Genomic DNA, 15,743 nt, shown 5'->3' with positions numbered 1-15,743 from the left:
AAACGGCACTTCAAAGCAAAAAACAAAGGGTATCGCGGCGATACCCTTTAAAAACAAAAAAAGATACAACCTGCCGGATGTTGCCGCCCGGCAGGATTGTATCTATTTATCTTAAATTAATGGGGGACCTGTGTTAGTGACGCAGTCAGACTTTAGCTTTCTGCGAATAGGTGGTATGGAGCAGCTCGTGCGCCTTGTGTCCGCCCGGTTCACCAAGGAATTCTTCATAAATCCGGATGACGGATGGGTTCTGGTGAGATTTCCGGTATTTCTTACTGGCGTCCTCACTGTAAAGGGCTTTTGCTCTCTCGGCACGGATGTCCACTTCCATTTTCCGTTTTGCGGAGATAATGGGCTGTCCGCCGCCGTTGACACAGCCGCCTGGGCAGGCCATAAGCTCGATGAAATGATAATCCTTGAATTCACCGCTCTTAATACCTTCCATAACCTTGCGGATGTTGGAGCCGCCGCTGGCAACCGCTACTTTAACGGTCAGATCAGGGGTTACTTCCACTTCTGCGGTCTTAAGACCATCGAGGCCGCGGACGGCTTCGTAGTCAATTTCCTGAATATCCTTGTCGTTTAAGACGTCGGCCACTGTACGAACCGCAGCTTCCATAACACCGCCGGTAGCGCCGAAGATAACAGCAGCGCCGGAATAATCGCCGTAATACGGGTCGAATTCTTCGTCAGGCAGTGCCGGGAAATCCAGACGGGCTTCCTTGATCATTCTGGCCAGCTCGCGGGTGGTGATGGAGATATCCACATCCTGATTGCCGTCCACGCTCAGCTCGTCACGCTGTACCTCGTATTTTTTCGCGGTACACGGCATGACGGAGACAACGACCAGATCCTTAGGATCAATGCCGTTCATTTCGGCATAGTGGCTCTTCAAGAGCGCACCCGTCATATTCTGAGGTGATTTACAACTGGAAAGATGCGGGATCATTTCCGGATAGTAGGTTTCAATCATCTTAATCCATCCTGGTGAGCAAGAGGTGATCATTGGCAGAACGCCGCCGTTTTTCACACGGTTGATCAGCTCGGTGCCTTCTTCCATGATGGTGACGTCAGCGCCGAAATCGGTGTCGAAAACGCCGTCAAAATTTAATCTTCTCAGGGCTGCTGCCAGTTTCCCGGTAACATTGGTGCCCATTGGCAGGTTAAATTCTTCGCCGAGGGCGGCTCTTACCGCCGGTGCGGACTGAACCACAACGGTTTTGGTCGGATCGCCCAGAGCGTCCCATACCCGGTTAATGTCGCTTTTTTCCTTCAGAGCGCCAACAGGGCAGTTGACAATACACTGTCCGCAGTTGATGCAGCCGACTTCGGCAATGGATTTATTGAATACCGGCTGTACCTGGGAGGTAAAGCCGCGGCCTACAGCGCCCAGAACGCCGATTTTCTGTACTTTATTACAGATCGCCAGACAGCGCTTGCACAGCACGCATTTAGATTCGTCACGCACGATGGACGGTGACAAATTGTCAATATGGTGGCCGGATTTTTCGCCTTCAAAAGGAATGTCACTGATGCCCAGATCTTTAGCCAGGCTCTGTAATTCACAGTTTTCGCTGCGGATACAGGTGGTACATTCACGGTTGTGATTGGATAAAATCAGTTCCAGGTTAACACGTCTTGCCTTTCTGGCTTTCGGTGTGTTGGTAAACACCTCAATACCAGGCGCTACCGGATAAACACAGGCGGCCTGAAGCGCTTTCGCGCCGGCTACCTCCACCATGCACATACGGCAGGCGCCGATTTCATTAACGTCCTTTAAATTACATAATGTCGGAATGTCAATGTTGTGTCTTCTGGCTGCCTCTAAAACCGTAATCCCTTCAGGAACGGTGATTTCCATATTATTTATTTTAAATGTTACATCGCTCATAGTCATTTATCCTCCGATCAGGCTTTTGCAATGGCGTTAAACGGGCAGGCTTCAATACAAGCGCCGCATTTCACGCACTTGGCCGCGTCGATAACATGCGGTTTTTTCTTTTCGCCAGTAATCGCGTCGCCCGGACACTTCTTGGCGCAGATACCGCAGCCTTTACATTTTTCTTCATCGATGACATAGTTCAGCAGGTTACGGCAGACGCCGGCCGGACATCTCTTTTCGTAGATGTGGGCTTCATATTCATCTCTGAAATATTTGATGGTGGATAATACCGGGTTCGGAGCTGTCTGGCCCAGGCCGCAGAGCGCGGAAGCCTTGATGCCTTCAGCAAGCTCTTCAAGACGTTCGATATCGCCTTCTTCACCCTGACCGTCGCAGATACGTTCGAGGATTTCAAGCATACGCTTGGTACCGATACGGCACGGCGGGCATTTGCCACAGGATTCGTCCTGGGTAAAATCGAGGAAGAAACGGGCAACGTCAACCATACAGTTGTCTTCATCCATAACAATGAGACCACCGGAGCCCATCATGGCGCCGATGCTGATGAGGTTGTCATAGTCGATGGGAATATCCAGCTCGGAGCTTGGGATACATCCGCCGGAGGGGCCGCCTGTCTGGGCTGCCTTAAAGGCCTTGCCGTTCGGGATACCGCCGCCGATTTCATAGATAACTTCTCTGAGGGTTGTCCCCATGGGGATTTCAAGAAGACCGGTGTTGTTGATCTTACCGCCAAGGGCAAATACCTTGGTTCCCTTGGATTTTTCGGTACCAACGGAAGCAAAGGATTCCGCGCCTTCTAAAATAATCGTCGGAATATTCGCATAGGTTTCAACGTTGTTCAGAACGGTTGGGCGTTCAAAAAGACCCTTGTTTGCCGGGAACGGCGGTCTTGGTCTGGGTTCGCCACGTTTACCTTCAACAGAGTTCATGAGCGCGGTTTCTTCGCCGCAGACAAAAGCGCCGGCGCCCAGGCGAATTTCCAGGTCAAAACTGAAGTCTGTGTCAAAAACATTGTCCCCTAACAGGCCATAGTCTTTTGCCTGGTCGATGGCAATCTGGAGACGCTTGACCGCGATGGGGTATTCAGCACGGACATAGACATAGCCTTTCTGTGCGCCGATGGCATAAGCGGCAATGGCCATGGCTTCAATAAGACGGTGCGGGTCGCCTTCCAGAACGGAACGGTCCATAAATGCACCCGGGTCCCCTTCATCGGCGTTACAGGCGACGAATTTAACGCCGTCCGGCGAATCGGCGTTGTAAGCAAACTGCCATTTTAAACCGGTTGGGAAACCGCCGCCCCCACGGCCGCGGAGTCCGGAAGCCTTAACTTCGTCGATAACTTCCTGAGGGGTCATTTTGAACAGTACCTTTTCAAGGGCCATGTAGCCGTCAAAAGCAATGTATTCTTCAATATCTTCAGGGTCGATAACGCCGCAGTTGGCAAGCGCGATACGTTTCTGTTTTTTATAAAAACCGAGTTCGTTGATTGAAAGCGGATGTTCGCCCTCTTTCTTTTCGGAGTAGATCAGTCTTTCCAGCGGGCGGCCTTTTACCAGGTGTTCTTCAACCAGTTCCGGAATATCACTTGGTTCGACACGGCTGTAGAAAGTGCCTTCAGGATATACGATTACGACCGGACCAAGTTCACACAGGCCAAAACAACCCGTTATGACAAGTTCAACTTCGTCCATTAATTCATGTTTGATCAGTTCTTTTTTGAATTCTTTTACCAGTGTCTGGGAGCCGGAAGATGTACAGCCAGTCCCACCACAAAGCAGAATCTGCGAGCGTTTAAAAGCCATTTACCTTCCTCCTTATGCCTGTTTGACGGGTTCGATGACTTTTCCGTCAACGATGGTCATGGTGTATTCTTCCACTACTTTGCCGTTTTTCAAATGTTCGTCCACAATGCGCTGCACTTTTTCCGGTGTCATTTTGACATAGGTAACCTTTTCACCTTCCGGATTGTAAACTTCGACAATGGGTTCAAGACGGCAAACACCAATACAGCCAGTCTGGGCAACGGTAACGTCCTTTAATCCCTGTGTTTCCACTTCTTCCATTAATTTGACCATAACAGGTCTGGCGCCGGCGGCGATCCCACAGGTTGCCATCCCAACAACCACACGGTAGCCATCTTTGCCTTTTCTCAGATTAATTTCTTCAAGTTTTTTACTTCTGATCGCTTTTAATTCTTCTAAGGATTTCTTCATTTTACTCCTCCGTAATTTCTTCGAGTCCTTCTTCAACATAGCCCCTTATCCAGTTTAAAACGTCCGGATCATTCATGAGGCTGTCTTCCCCGAGAATCTCTTTGACCTCTCTTGAGTCAAATACAAATTCGCGCTCGTTATACCTCTGTACATATACAAGCTCAGCCTCCCCAAAGGACATGAGCATGGTGATGACACTGTCGGGCATATTTCCCAGCGGCATCCGGTCGATGTGGTCATAGGCGAAGGACGCGTAAACCCGCGTTCCTACATTTTCCTCTGACTGGATCTCAAACCGGCCGTCACAGCCTTCGGCCGCGTCCTTAAACAGCGAAAGCCCAAGGCCTACACGCCTTGTGGTCCGCGTTGTTACAAAAGGGTCGGTAATGCTTGGCAGCTTATCAGCTGGTATCCCCTTACCATTATCCTCAATGATAATCTCCAGCAGATTACCGTCTACGTTTTCATTAATGGTTAACTTTACCAGACTTGCGCCCGCCCGAATAGAATTCTGTGTGATGTCCAGTATATGCAGCGATAACTCTTTCATCGTTAAGCCCTAATCAGTATTTTTCGAGAATGTCTTTAACTTCGTTTACACTTAAGCGTCCGTAAACATCTTCATTGATGCTCATAACCGGAGCCAGACCACAGGCGCCTACACAACGCGTTGCGTCAACTGAGAACTTGCCGTCCTCTGTGGTGTCGCCAACAGCCAGACCAAGGGTATCGGTAACCTTGTCCAGAATAGCCTGAGAGCCTTTTACATAGCACGCTGTCCCCAAACAAACGCCGATTTTGTACTTGCCCTTTGGCTTTAAGGTAAACTGGGAGTAAAATGTTGCTACCCCATACACTTCTGTTAAAGGAATATCGAGTTCGTCTGCAATGGTCTGCTGCAGCTCGATGGGCAGATAACCGTATTTTTCCTGTGTTTCCTGCAGAATCTGCATCAGACAGCCTGGAACGTCACGGTGTTCAGCAACGATTTCCTTTACAACATCCAAATTGTCAATAGGTACTAATTCAGCCAACTTAAATCCTCCTCTTGATTTCGCAATCCTCATTTATTGCTCAATTTTTACTATTCTATTATAGCACAGTCTTCGTTATTTACTTAACCTTTTTAAATGTAATCTTTTACCTTAAAGACTGGCTTAAGAACACGTTCAAACAAGAAAATACCAGTATATACAAGTTAAAATATTACTCTTTCCCATTTTAAACGTTAAAAAAACAGAACTGTTTTTTTCAGGCGCTTTAAAAATGGCAAATTTTTATCTTTATTCAGTTGTACCGCCCAAATATTCAATTAATGTGGATTTTCTTAAATCCGGCAGATCAATAAAATATTCACGCTCGGCCATGTCCTCCAGCTGATGGGCGTCGGAGCCGTGAATAAACTGGTATTCCCTGAAAAAACGAAATTTCTTTTTTGCTTCCTCCACAGTGGTCGCCCTGGAAAGCTCCACAGTCTTTACCGGCAGATCCGGCGGGATAAACCCCAGCGACACCATAATACTGTAGGATTTTCGATCGATATGGGCCGGTACGATAATGCCGCCCAGCGGCTTAACGATTTCCGCCAGCTCGTCGATGCCGATATCGGTTGCTGAGATCAGCAGCTTGTCCACCTCACCAATGATCTCATCCTCAGCGTCCAGAATGTACTGTGGGCCAAAATAATCCGGTTTATTGGGGATATCGGGCAGATGCTCATACAAGATGGCGTCCAGCTCCATGGCCCCCTCCAGCGTGTCAAAATACGCCAGAATATGGGCTTCCTCCTTAGTGGTTACCTCGATGCCCGGCAGCACGCACAGGCCTTCGCCCTTTGCCACTTCAAAAAGGGCGGGCAGGTTTTTAGCGGTATTATGATCTGTCAGCGCAATGTAGTCAACCTCTTTCAGCAGAGCCATGCCCACGATGTTGTTGGGGGTCATACCCAAATCGCCGCAGGGTGACAGAACAGAGTGCATATGCAGATCAATGGCAACAGTGCTCATTTTCAGATGCCTTTTTCTCCCAGGAAGGTACAGACCTGATAGGCGTTCATTTCAGTGGTAATGATCGGAATGTTTTCCTCCGTGGCCTTTGCCAGGGTATCTTTTTCAATTTCCGCGCCCTCGGGAATAATAATACAGGCCATCTCCAAAAGTGTCGCCACAGCGATGATATTCATGTGCGTCTGGATGGTCACCCACGCGCAGTTGTTGTCCGCATTGGCCATAACCCAGCTCAGCAGGTCGCCCACATAGCCACTCTCAATCTCACGGTCCAGGGATACAGTGTCGTTGGCGCAGACAAAGCGTTCGTCTGCCAGCAGTTCTTTTACGTTCATTTTTCCTCCTCGGTTTCCTCATTGTTTTCATTTTTATTCTTCATGGGATGTCCCACTTGAAGCAATTCACTGGTGAGCTTTGAAAGCTCCAGAACACGGTCCTTCAGGACGAAGACACAGTCGATCTCACGGGCATTGCCCATGACGATGTCCTCGGCCAGCGCCCGGCAGCCCGGCGCGCCGCAGGAGCCACAGTCCAGCCCCGGAAGCTTGGCCTCCAGTTCCTCGATGGCGTGCATTTTTTTGATGGCCTCCCCCATATCCTCGTCAAGAGGTTTGGGGCCGCGCGGCACCAGTTTTTCCTTCTGATGCATCATGCCGGTGTTGTACAGGTTTTTGATATAGGCTTCCTCCAGGTGCTTATGGGAATCCATACGCTCCAGCTTGGCTCTTTCCTCAATGTACATTTTGGCCACAAAATTATTCTCTACGGTCAGGCACCCGCCAACACAGCCCCCGATACAGGCAAGCCCCTCGAAAAAGTCGATGTTGTCAAGCTTGCCGTTCTCAATCTCCTCAAGCACCTTGATGACATTGGAGATCCCATCCACATGCAGTACTTTCTTGTTCTTCAGATAGCTGCTCTCCCCGCCGGACACTGCCCAGCTGAAGCCCTCAGCCGATGAATTGTGAATCCCATCCTCCACCTCGACGGTTTTCATCGCGCCCATCAGCGGCGCGTAGATATCCTTGATGGCAATGGCGCCGTCAATGGTTGAAAACAGGTCGTCGCTCGGCAGCGGATTGCTTACCTCTGTGGCCTTGGCGGCACAGGGGGTTATAAAAAAGATGCCGATATCCTCACTCTTGAGGTTTTTACTCTCAATCAAACGTTTTCGCGTAATCCTCGCGGTCAGCCCCATGGGCGCCTTCAGCCGGTTAATGTTGCCTGTCAGCTCCGGAAAACGCACCTGAATCAGCTTCGCCACCGCCGGACAGGCCGACGAAATCATCGGCTTGGGATAGTGCTTAGCTGTAAACTCATACTTGATGGCCCGGCCGATGATCTCAGCGCCAAAGGCCACCTCCACAATTTCGTCAAAGCCCAGTGATTTGAGCGCTGATAAAATGCGGTCGATGGAGTACTTCAACTTAAACTGCCCCAGCAGTGTCGGCGCCGGAATGGCGACCGTGTACTTATAATCTTTGATTTTGGAGAGCGGATCGGTTTTTGCCATTTTCGCGTGGTGCGGGCAGACCCGGATACACTCGCCGCAGTCAATGCACTTTGACTCGATGATCTTGGCCTTGCCCTCGCGCACACGGATGGCGCCGGTCGGACAGGATCTCAGACAGGTCGTGCACCCCAGGCACTTGTCTTTATCCAGATACACCGAATGCATTAATTTATCCATCAGTTTCACCTCATCCCCCAGATTTTACAATTTGAAATACATCTTTATTTTCGTTCCTTCTCCTACCTTTGAATGTATCTCAAAGTCATCTGCATTTTTTTCCATATTCGGCAGACCCATCCCTGCGCCAAAGCCCATTTCCCGGACCTTGTCACTGGCGGTTGACCATCCCTCTGTCATCGCCAGATCTACATTGGGAATTCCTGGCCCTACGTCCTCCAGACGCAGGGTTACAGCGTTTTCATCTACCTCTAAAATGATCTGCCCGCCGTCGGAATGGATGGCGATATTCATCTCGCCCTCGTATCCGGCAATGGCGATATGGCGGATCACCTTGCTGCTGATGCCGAGCTGCTGAAGGCTCCGCTTTATTTTGCGCGAAGCCTCGCCGGCTTTTTCAAAATCTCCCTTTTCTACATCAAATACCATTTCATAGCTCATTTTTCGGTATTGCCCCCTTAAGTCCGTTGTGGTATAAGATTCCGCAGGATTCAAACAGCGGATAATCGGTGGTCATGATCAGCATGTCAATATCCTCGGCCATTTCCAGCAGTTCCTCACCCGGCACCTTGCTTCTGACAAAAACAATGCTGTGCATGTTTGCCATGTCCACCGTGTTAAAAACCTGCTTGTTCACAAGCCCGGTGAGCAGTATGCCGTCCTCCTTGGCATACCGCAGCACATCGCTCATGAGGTCGCAGCCGCAGGCCACATAGACATCCTCATCCAGATGTTCTTCTCCTGTTAAAACCCGTGCGTTCAGTAGTTCTTTGACTTCCCGTAACTTCATTTTTGTTCTCCCCTCAAAAATTACTTATAATATGATACCACTGTAGCAAAACTCATTGTGGTCCAGAATCCGTTTTTCATCGCCGCTGCAGGTAAACAGCAGGACCTGCTGCCCCTTGCTGATGTTCCAGAGGAAGCGCACCGCCTCGGTTTTTCTCGCCAGATCGTACTGCACAAACGGGTCGTCCAGCACAAAGGGCAGGGATTTGTCAAATTCAAGCACATTGCCCACGCCAAAGCGCAGCGCAAAGTAAATCTGGTCAATGGTACCGCCGCTCAGCTTCTCAATATCCAGCAGATCGCCGTTTTCCGGGCTCACGACCTTTACCTGAAGCTTGTCGTCAATTTTGACTTCCTTATATTTGCGGGTGATGCTGTACAGCACATCGCCGATTTTATCATTGAGCACCGGCGCGGAATCGTAATGCGTTTCCCTGGAGAGCCGGCCGAAAATCTCAAGCGCCATGTCACAGGCTCTGAGGTCTTCCTCATATTCACTGATCTGATTTTTAAGGGTTTCGATTTTTTCCCGGGTTTCCACCGGATTGCTCACACTGCTGATGAGCATGCTGTTTTCACCCTGAAGCCTGGAAACCTCCTGGTTAAAAGCCAGCAGCGCTTCGCGGGCGCGGATCTTCTCACCATCCGGCGCCACCATGATAACAGGATTGTCATCCTCCCCGGCGTCGGGGTCAACCTTGATCATGTTGCCGCCGCCCAGCTCATCGTAAAGGCGCTTGTTGGCTGCGAGCTCTGCCCGGACCTTTTCCAGCTCGTTTTTATACTGGCAGCCCTCGTTGTAGGCTTCGATGTTTTCTACCCCCGCCTTTTCAAGCTCTTCGCTCAGTTCCGTTTCAAAGCTTGTCTGGTTGTGGGTAACCTCTTCCAGTTCTTTTTTCTTGTTCTCTACCTGGGTGAGGAACACATTCTCGTCCATGGTCAGCTTGTCAAGGCGGTTAAAAATTTCTTCGGCCTTGTCAACAAAGGCTTCGTATTCCTTCGGCGTGTTTTTGCCGTATTTCTGTAAAATGGCTTCCACAGCAGTCAGCGGCACCTCGTCGTATTCCTCCTGCTCGTCCTCTGCGGTTTCCGGCACCAGGCCGCCCGGTGATTTCATTTTATAGATCATCAGGGCCGCGCCGCCCAGTCCTAAAAACCAACCCAGAAAGTTCACAAACACCAGCACTGCGCCGGCCAGGAAGTTCCCCGGATTAATGGCGGTGACCAGTACCAGAATGGCGCCCAGCACCATGAGCAGGATGAGCATGCCGTTCGATACCCGGTTCAGGGTTGAGACCTGCACCTCAATATGCTCCTGCTCCCGCTCGATCACGCTGGGGTTTTCCAGCGCGTACTGGTACTTCTGATAATCCATCTGTACCTCGTTTCGGCTCAGCCCCTTCAGGCTGCGCTTGATGCGGTTGCACCGGCCGGTAATATCCCGGCATTTGCCCTCAAGCACTTCAATCTCCCGGAACAGGGTCTTGATGCGTTCCCCGGCACCCTCCAGATTGCTCTGTAAAATTTTAAGACGCCCATAGGTCCGGGTATCAAAGTCCTCGTATTTTTCAAGCTCTGCCAGGCGGCGGCTGAGCGCCTCGCCCTCGCTCTTGATCTCACGGACCTTTTCCCGCATGTTTTTAAGCTCCTCACGGGTCTTGGCCTGTGTTTTTTCGGACTGGTTCCGGCATTTGCTCTGGGCTGCCTCAATTTTTTTCTTATACTGCTGGATGCGCTTCTGGTTTTTCTGGATCACGTTGTAGACGCGTTCGCCTTCGTCCAGCGCCCGTTCCAGATCCTTAAGCTCCCGCACAGCCATCCCGTAGTTGGACTTGCTCTGTCCGTAGTTGCCGATGGATTTTTTCTTGTTTTCAAGATAACCCATGACACGGTTGAGCGAAACCTCCTCCTTCTGGGCGGTTCCCAGCTCAATGAGGCGGTCATTCACTTCCTTTGCCAGGTCGGCGTCGGAGGCGGAGGCCATCTGCTTGATGTTCACGGTGTTGTTGTACACCACGGAGTTGATCTTCAGATCGCCCAGCGGCAGATTCTGCCGGGTGACGTTATCGTAGGGATAAAGGGCGGTGATGTCCTCCCCGGTGACGTTGTCATAAATCTTTACCCCGTCCTGCTTTTTCAGAAAATCACGTTCAATCCGGATTTCCCGGCCGTCGTCCTGTTCCATGACCATGGCGCCGCAGTAGGTATCGCTGCCCCAGGGCTTAAAGCGCTCAAAATCCTCGGAGTAGGTCCGCTTTTTGCGGTAGGGCTTGTAGAATCCGAACAGCATTCCCTCGATGAAGTGCTGCACCGTGGATTTGCCCGCCTCGTTTTCACCATAGACCAGGTTAAACCCATCGTCTACCTCGATGACCCGGTCCTTAAATTTTCCAAAAGACGTCAGTATCAGTGTTTTTATTTTCATAGAATTACCTTTTCCTTTAAGATCCCTTCCAGACCGTAGTACAAGGCCTTTTTAGTGATGGGAGACGCTTCCTCAAGAAGCATCTCCTGTATAAATTTACCGATCATGTTGTCCCTGTTTTCCTTGAGCAGCAGATCGATGTCCAGATCGACTTCAAGCTCCTTGTCGTTCAGTTCAAAATAGTAAAAGGACGGCTGTAATTCATCCTTAAGCCAGTCCACGGAGACTTCCGGGTCCACATAGCCCTTCAGGGTGACCCGGTAGTAGTTCTTCATCCGGTTTTCCTCGGTATCGCAGGCGAGGATCTGTTCCTTGATCGTATCAAAACTCATCTCAGGCGTTACCTCAAATTCCAGGTCCACGTAGCGGCGCTTCTGGACAGGTACAAATTCACTGACACATTTGTGCGCGTCGATCTTGCCGACAATAACGCCGTGGTCACCGCTCTCGCCAAAGCTCAGCCCCTCGGGACTGCCACAGTAAGCCGCGGTTTCACTCAGATACTCAGGCTTGTGGATATGACCCAGGGCCACATAATCAAAATTGGAAAAGTTCGAGACGTCAATGGGCAGATAATCGGTCTGCCTGCTGTAGGCGTCGCCGTGGAGCATCAGAATATTGTTGCACTCCGGATTAACGGCGATCCCCCGCGGAAAGGGCAGGTCGGTATAGGCCTTTTTCACCCAGGACATACCGTAAACCTCGGTTTTAAGGTCTGGAAAATAGACGGATTCCAGCTTGCCGGTTTTAAACAGGGTCACGTTGTCTGGCCAGTCCACCAGACCGAAAAGGGACAGGCTGCTGTAGCAGTCATGGTTGCCCGCGCAGATAACCACCCGGGTGGTGGTGAGGCGTGAAAACTTTTCTGCCACCCGCTCAATTTCCATAATGTCCACTTCATCGGAGTCGAAAAGATCCCCGGCGATCAGCAGCAGGTCGATCTGGTTCTTTTCTGCGGTGTTGAGTATTTTTTCAAAGGTCTCCCAGAGGTCCAGCCGTTTATTCTTCCCGTATATGTCTCCACGCCGGTTAAAATGGAACTGGCGGCCCATGTGCAAATCACCTGTATGTATGAAAGATACCTTCATCTAAGTTGCCTCCAATGCGAATATTTGTTCTTAAATTATATCATGATACAAGGCAATTGAAAACGAAAAAGTTCAAAATCGCCCAGGTTTCCGATGTTATTCTTTACTATTATAAAATAAAGCGGCTTTAAAGGCAAATTTCAACGCTATTTCCTTAGATTGGCCTTTGACGCAACCGGCACTTTATTTTATATTTAAAAAAGTCTCCCGGTCAGGGAGACTCAGAAAAGGCTGTTGATGCTCAAAGCACCATGGTTGACGGCCGCTGTACTCTGACCCTGACGCGCCGTTTAATCATACAGGGTTCCCAGCATCATTGCCAGGGCCATGGAATTGACCTTCGCGTCGGCGGAGTCGGCTCTTGAGGTGAGCACTGCGGGCTTGGATGTTCCCATGATGACCGCGCCGCTTTGAGCGCCGGCCATATAGGTCATGGTTTTCCAGAAAATATTGCCTGCCTGCAAATTCGGCATGAGCAGGATATCCGCGTGTCCGGCCACCGGACTGATAACGCCCTTATGCTTGACAGAATGCTCGGAGATGGAAAGGTCCATGGACAGAGGACCGTCGATCACACAGCCCTTGATCTGGCCGCGATCATTCATTTTTGACAGGATCGCTGCGTCGATGCCGTCAGGCATATTATCATTGACGGTTTCCACCGCGCTCACGCAGGATACCTTGGGGTGGCGGCAGCCCAGCGCGTTTGCCAGCCGGGTGGCATTGCCAATCATCTCGATTTTATCCTTCAGGCTCGGCTCCACGATCATGCCGCAGTCTGTTGCCAGAATCATCCGGTCCAGGTGCGGCGCTTCAAAGGCGGTTACCGCGTTTAAGAGCTTGCCGGTCCGCAGCCCGTGGTCACGGTTCAGAATCGCCTGCAAATAGGTTTTGGTCTGAAGGAGGCCCTTCATCAGAATATCGGCCTCGCCGTCTCTTACCCTGGCCACTGCCAGCGCCGCGGCGCGTTTTTCATCCTTTTCGTCCACGATGGTGTTTTCACTGAGGTCACAGCCAACCTCCTTGGCATATTGCTTGATCTTATCGGCGTCGCCCACCAGAATCGCCCGGCCAAAGCCGTGGTCATTCATGATCTTTATGGTCTCCAGAACCACCTTATCACCTGCGGCTGCAACTGAAACCACCTTTTTACGCACTCTGGCCATCTCGGTCAGCCGGTCCTTTATTTCATCAAAACGGTACATTGTAAAACCTCGCTTTCATTCTATGTGTAATGTCTTTCGATGTAAAAATTGAAGAGTCATGTTATAATGTAATCTATACCCAAATTTAAGCGAAAAAGTAAAAAAAGATGCAAAAAAAATAAAACGAAGGAGCGAAAAATGCAATACCGACCATTTAAAGAACTCAACCTCTCCCAGCTGGGCTTTGGCACCATGCGTTTTCCCATTAAATACAACAACGAAAAGCTCATTGACGAAAAGGCCGCCGGCCAATGCCTTCAGGCCGCCATCGACGCAGGCGTCAATTATTTTGACACGGCCTGGCCCTACCACAAGCAGGCCAGCGAGCCCTTTCTGGGGAAATTCCTGGCTGAGACCGGACAGCGGGACAAGGTGCAGCTCGCCACCAAGCTCCCCTGCTGGCAGTGCCACGACCCGGCCGACGCCGACCGCTACCTGGATGAGCAGCTTAAGCGCCTTCAAACCGACCACATTGATTTCTATCTGCTCCACGCGCTGGATGGCTACCGCTTCAAAAAGCTTCTGGAGCTCGGTATTATCGACTTTATGGACCGGGCCAAGGCCTCCGGAAAGGTGCGCTGTCTCGGCTTCTCTTTCCACGACCTCAGCGCTGAATTTGAACCGATTTTAGACGCTTACCCCTTTGATTTTGTCCAGATTCAGCTCAATTACATGGACGAAAGCTTTCAGGCGGGACTCGCTGGCCTGAAAGCCGCCCACGCACGCGGCATGGGGGTCATGATCATGGAGCCCCTGCGCGGCGGCCAGCTGGCTGCAAAACCAGAGGGCGACCTGGCAGAACTCTGGCAGAGCTTTGACACCAGCCTCACCCCGCCGGAGCTCGGGTTTAAATATTTATACAATATGCCGGAGGTCACCTGTGTGCTCAGCGGCATGTCGGACCTCCGCCAGGTACAGGAAAACATCGCCATCGCCGGAAAATACACCGCCGGCTGCCTGACAGAGGACGAAAAGGAGATGATCCAAAAGCTCCGAAGCTTTTACAAAAGCCGTATGAAGGCAGACTGCACTGGCTGCCGCTACTGTAACGGCTGCCCGCAGATCATCCCGATCCCGTCCATTTTCAAATACTATAATGAAGCCTTTATGTACGGCGACGTGGCCGCCTCCCGGAAGAAATACCGGACCAATATCAAGAACAAGCTCAAGGCCGACCAGTGTACAGGCTGCGGCCAGTGTGAGGAGCACTGCCCCCAGAACCTTGAAATCCGGGCACTGCTCAGGGAAGCCCATGCCTTTCTGATGGCTGAGGATTAAAATGGGATTTTTATTGCTGCTCCCCTTTCTCTTCATCCGGTTTGGGCTTTTGGCCCTGCTGGGTAAAGACGCTGTGGCCCGGGCCGCCTATTTTGCGCCGCTCACAGGCAAAGAAAAAGCCGCCTACTGGATTTACCAGGCCGCTAACGCCGCCATTTTTCTTTATCTGTTCTTTCTGAAAATCAAGGCGGCTCCGGCGGCACTGTTTTACGCCGGCGCAGCTGTCTATTCCGCGGGCCTTATCCTGCTCGCTGTGTCCATCGTCAATTTTGCGTCCCCCTCGGAAAGCGGCATCAACCAGAACGGCCTTTACCGGCTGTCGCGCAACCCCATGTATGTGGCGTATTTCATCTTCTTTCTGGGCTGCGCGCTGCTCACCCAGTCCTGGCTGCTGCTTGGCTTTGTCATTATTTTTCAGGGTTCTTCCCATTTCATTATCCGTTCAGAAGAGCGCTGGTGCCTCGCGCAGTTTGGCGACGCGTACCGCCAGTATATGAAAAAAGTCCGGCGCTATCTATAATAAAAAACCAACCCGTATCGCGGCGATACGGGTTGGTTTTTTTGAGGACGTAACGTTTGGTTATGTCTTTGTTCTTTTTTATAAATGGTAATCCGTATTTTGAAACAGAATCGTCTGCCAATCCTGCCGGTCTTTTAAAACACGCAGAATTATAATCCATTCCTTTTCTATATCAACTGTAAAAAAGATATTGTAAGATTTGAAAGGCTTTAAGCGAATTTCATACCTTCGGTACTCAAAACTTACGCCACGATAACCAAAAGGAAAGGTTTTTAGCGATTCTACAGATTTGTCATAATCTTTTAAAAAATCAAAGGCCGCCTTTTTACTTTTAAAGGCCTCCATCATATACATTGCAAAATTTTCAACATCTCTGCCTGCCTCAACGGTTTCCACAATTTTATAGGTCATGGCTCTCAATTTGCTTTCGGATTTGCTGCATCAGTTCTTCATGCGGCATGGTGCGGCCATTTTCAAGATCATCGAGACCTTTATCCAGCGCCTTAAGAATTTCCTTTTCATTTTCTTTCCACTGTCTGTCCGTATCTTCAGCCAACGATGACATTTTAGCCACCTCCTGTCCTTTTTTATTCATTATATCCCATATTCCTTAAAAAACCAAC

General features: G+C 50.3%; 17 protein-coding genes. 2 read left to right on the top strand and 15 right to left on the bottom strand.

Features of this window, described 5'->3' with window-relative positions; all coding sequences use genetic code 11:
- Nucleotides 1-145: 145 nt before the first annotated feature.
- The 13 genes from B2M23_RS11905 to B2M23_RS11845 all read right to left on the bottom strand — a co-directional run bounded on the left by B2M23_RS11905 (nucleotide 146) and on the right by B2M23_RS11845 (nucleotide 13,322).
- On the bottom strand, nucleotides 146-1,891 hold the full coding sequence (locus B2M23_RS11905) for an NADH-dependent [FeFe] hydrogenase, group A6 (protein ID WP_249883019.1): 1,746 nt from the start codon (nucleotides 1,889-1,891) through the stop codon (nucleotides 146-148).
- A gap of 17 nt (nucleotides 1,892-1,908) precedes the next feature.
- Nucleotides 1,909-3,708, bottom strand: a complete 1,800-nt coding sequence (locus B2M23_RS11900) for an NADH-ubiquinone oxidoreductase-F iron-sulfur binding region domain-containing protein (RefSeq protein ID WP_013379182.1) — start codon at nucleotides 3,706-3,708, stop codon at nucleotides 1,909-1,911.
- Between the two features lie 12 nt (nucleotides 3,709-3,720).
- Nucleotides 3,721-4,119, bottom strand: coding sequence for a (2Fe-2S) ferredoxin domain-containing protein (locus B2M23_RS11895; protein WP_038352188.1), 399 nt, complete (start codon nucleotides 4,117-4,119; stop codon nucleotides 3,721-3,723).
- Nucleotide 4,120: 1 nt separating this feature from the next.
- A complete protein-coding gene (locus B2M23_RS11890; protein ID WP_038352189.1) occupies nucleotides 4,121-4,669 on the bottom strand; it encodes an ATP-binding protein in 549 nt (182 codons plus the stop codon).
- Between the two features lie 13 nt (nucleotides 4,670-4,682).
- Entirely contained in the window at nucleotides 4,683-5,153 is a 471-nt protein-coding gene (gene nuoE, locus B2M23_RS11885) for an NADH-quinone oxidoreductase subunit NuoE (protein ID WP_013379179.1), read from the bottom strand.
- A gap of 249 nt (nucleotides 5,154-5,402) precedes the next feature.
- Nucleotides 5,403-6,125 carry a PHP domain-containing protein gene (locus B2M23_RS11880; protein ID WP_038352190.1) on the bottom strand — a complete coding sequence of 241 codons (723 nt, stop codon included), beginning with the start codon at nucleotides 6,123-6,125 and terminating at the stop codon, nucleotides 5,403-5,405.
- A 2-nt stretch (nucleotides 6,126-6,127) separates the two neighbouring features.
- Nucleotides 6,128-6,460 carry a DRTGG domain-containing protein gene (locus B2M23_RS11875; RefSeq protein WP_038352191.1) on the bottom strand — a complete coding sequence of 111 codons (333 nt, stop codon included), beginning with the start codon at nucleotides 6,458-6,460 and terminating at the stop codon, nucleotides 6,128-6,130.
- Nucleotides 6,457-7,815, bottom strand: coding sequence for a [Fe-Fe] hydrogenase large subunit C-terminal domain-containing protein (locus B2M23_RS11870; protein ID WP_038352192.1), 1,359 nt, complete (start codon nucleotides 7,813-7,815; stop codon nucleotides 6,457-6,459). Before B2M23_RS11870 ends, B2M23_RS11875 begins: the two co-directional genes overlap by 4 nt.
- A 24-nt stretch (nucleotides 7,816-7,839) precedes the next feature.
- Nucleotides 7,840-8,256, bottom strand: coding sequence for an ATP-binding protein (locus tag B2M23_RS11865; RefSeq protein WP_013379175.1), 417 nt, complete (start codon nucleotides 8,254-8,256; stop codon nucleotides 7,840-7,842).
- Nucleotides 8,246-8,605 (bottom strand): hypothetical protein, encoded by a 360-nt coding sequence (locus B2M23_RS11860; RefSeq protein ID WP_013379174.1) that lies wholly within the window; start codon nucleotides 8,603-8,605, stop codon nucleotides 8,246-8,248. Before B2M23_RS11860 ends, B2M23_RS11865 begins: the two co-directional genes overlap by 11 nt.
- A 24-nt stretch (nucleotides 8,606-8,629) precedes the next feature.
- A complete protein-coding gene (locus B2M23_RS11855; protein WP_038352193.1) occupies nucleotides 8,630-11,029 on the bottom strand; it encodes an ATP-binding protein in 2,400 nt (799 codons plus the stop codon).
- Complete coding sequence (locus tag B2M23_RS11850) at nucleotides 11,026-12,117, bottom strand: metallophosphoesterase family protein (RefSeq protein WP_038352194.1); 1,092 nt, start codon at nucleotides 12,115-12,117, stop codon at nucleotides 11,026-11,028. Before B2M23_RS11850 ends, B2M23_RS11855 begins: the two co-directional genes overlap by 4 nt.
- Before the next feature lie 290 nt (nucleotides 12,118-12,407).
- Entirely contained in the window at nucleotides 12,408-13,322 is a 915-nt protein-coding gene (locus B2M23_RS11845) for a bifunctional enoyl-CoA hydratase/phosphate acetyltransferase (RefSeq protein ID WP_038352195.1), read from the bottom strand.
- A gap of 138 nt (nucleotides 13,323-13,460) precedes the next feature.
- Between B2M23_RS11845 and B2M23_RS11840 the strand changes: the two genes are divergently transcribed.
- Both B2M23_RS11840 and B2M23_RS11835 read left to right on the top strand, forming a co-directional pair.
- Nucleotides 13,461-14,600 carry an aldo/keto reductase gene (locus B2M23_RS11840; protein ID WP_038352196.1) on the top strand — a complete coding sequence of 380 codons (1,140 nt, stop codon included), beginning with the start codon at nucleotides 13,461-13,463 and terminating at the stop codon, nucleotides 14,598-14,600.
- 1 nt (nucleotide 14,601) lies between these two features.
- Nucleotides 14,602-15,120: a methyltransferase family protein gene (locus B2M23_RS11835; protein WP_038352197.1), complete on the top strand. Its 519-nt coding sequence runs from the start codon at nucleotides 14,602-14,604 to the stop codon at nucleotides 15,118-15,120.
- A gap of 78 nt (nucleotides 15,121-15,198) precedes the next feature.
- On the opposite strand, the gene B2M23_RS11830 is transcribed toward B2M23_RS11835, so the two are convergent.
- Together B2M23_RS11830 and B2M23_RS21235 are read right to left on the bottom strand one after the other, a co-directional pair.
- Nucleotides 15,199-15,516 (bottom strand): type II toxin-antitoxin system RelE/ParE family toxin, encoded by a 318-nt coding sequence (locus B2M23_RS11830; protein WP_242945794.1) that lies wholly within the window; start codon nucleotides 15,514-15,516, stop codon nucleotides 15,199-15,201.
- A gap of 4 nt (nucleotides 15,517-15,520) precedes the next feature.
- Nucleotides 15,521-15,685, bottom strand: coding sequence for a hypothetical protein (locus B2M23_RS21235; RefSeq protein WP_167617888.1), 165 nt, complete (start codon nucleotides 15,683-15,685; stop codon nucleotides 15,521-15,523).
- Between the last annotated feature and the right edge of the window lie 58 nt (nucleotides 15,686-15,743).

The sequence above is a fragment of the Eubacterium limosum genome, from assembly GCF_000807675.2.
Classification (GTDB): domain Bacteria; phylum Bacillota; class Clostridia; order Eubacteriales; family Eubacteriaceae; genus Eubacterium; species Eubacterium limosum.
Note: the sequence above shows the minus strand (reverse complement) of the source record. Positions and strands in the feature narration are given on the sequence as shown.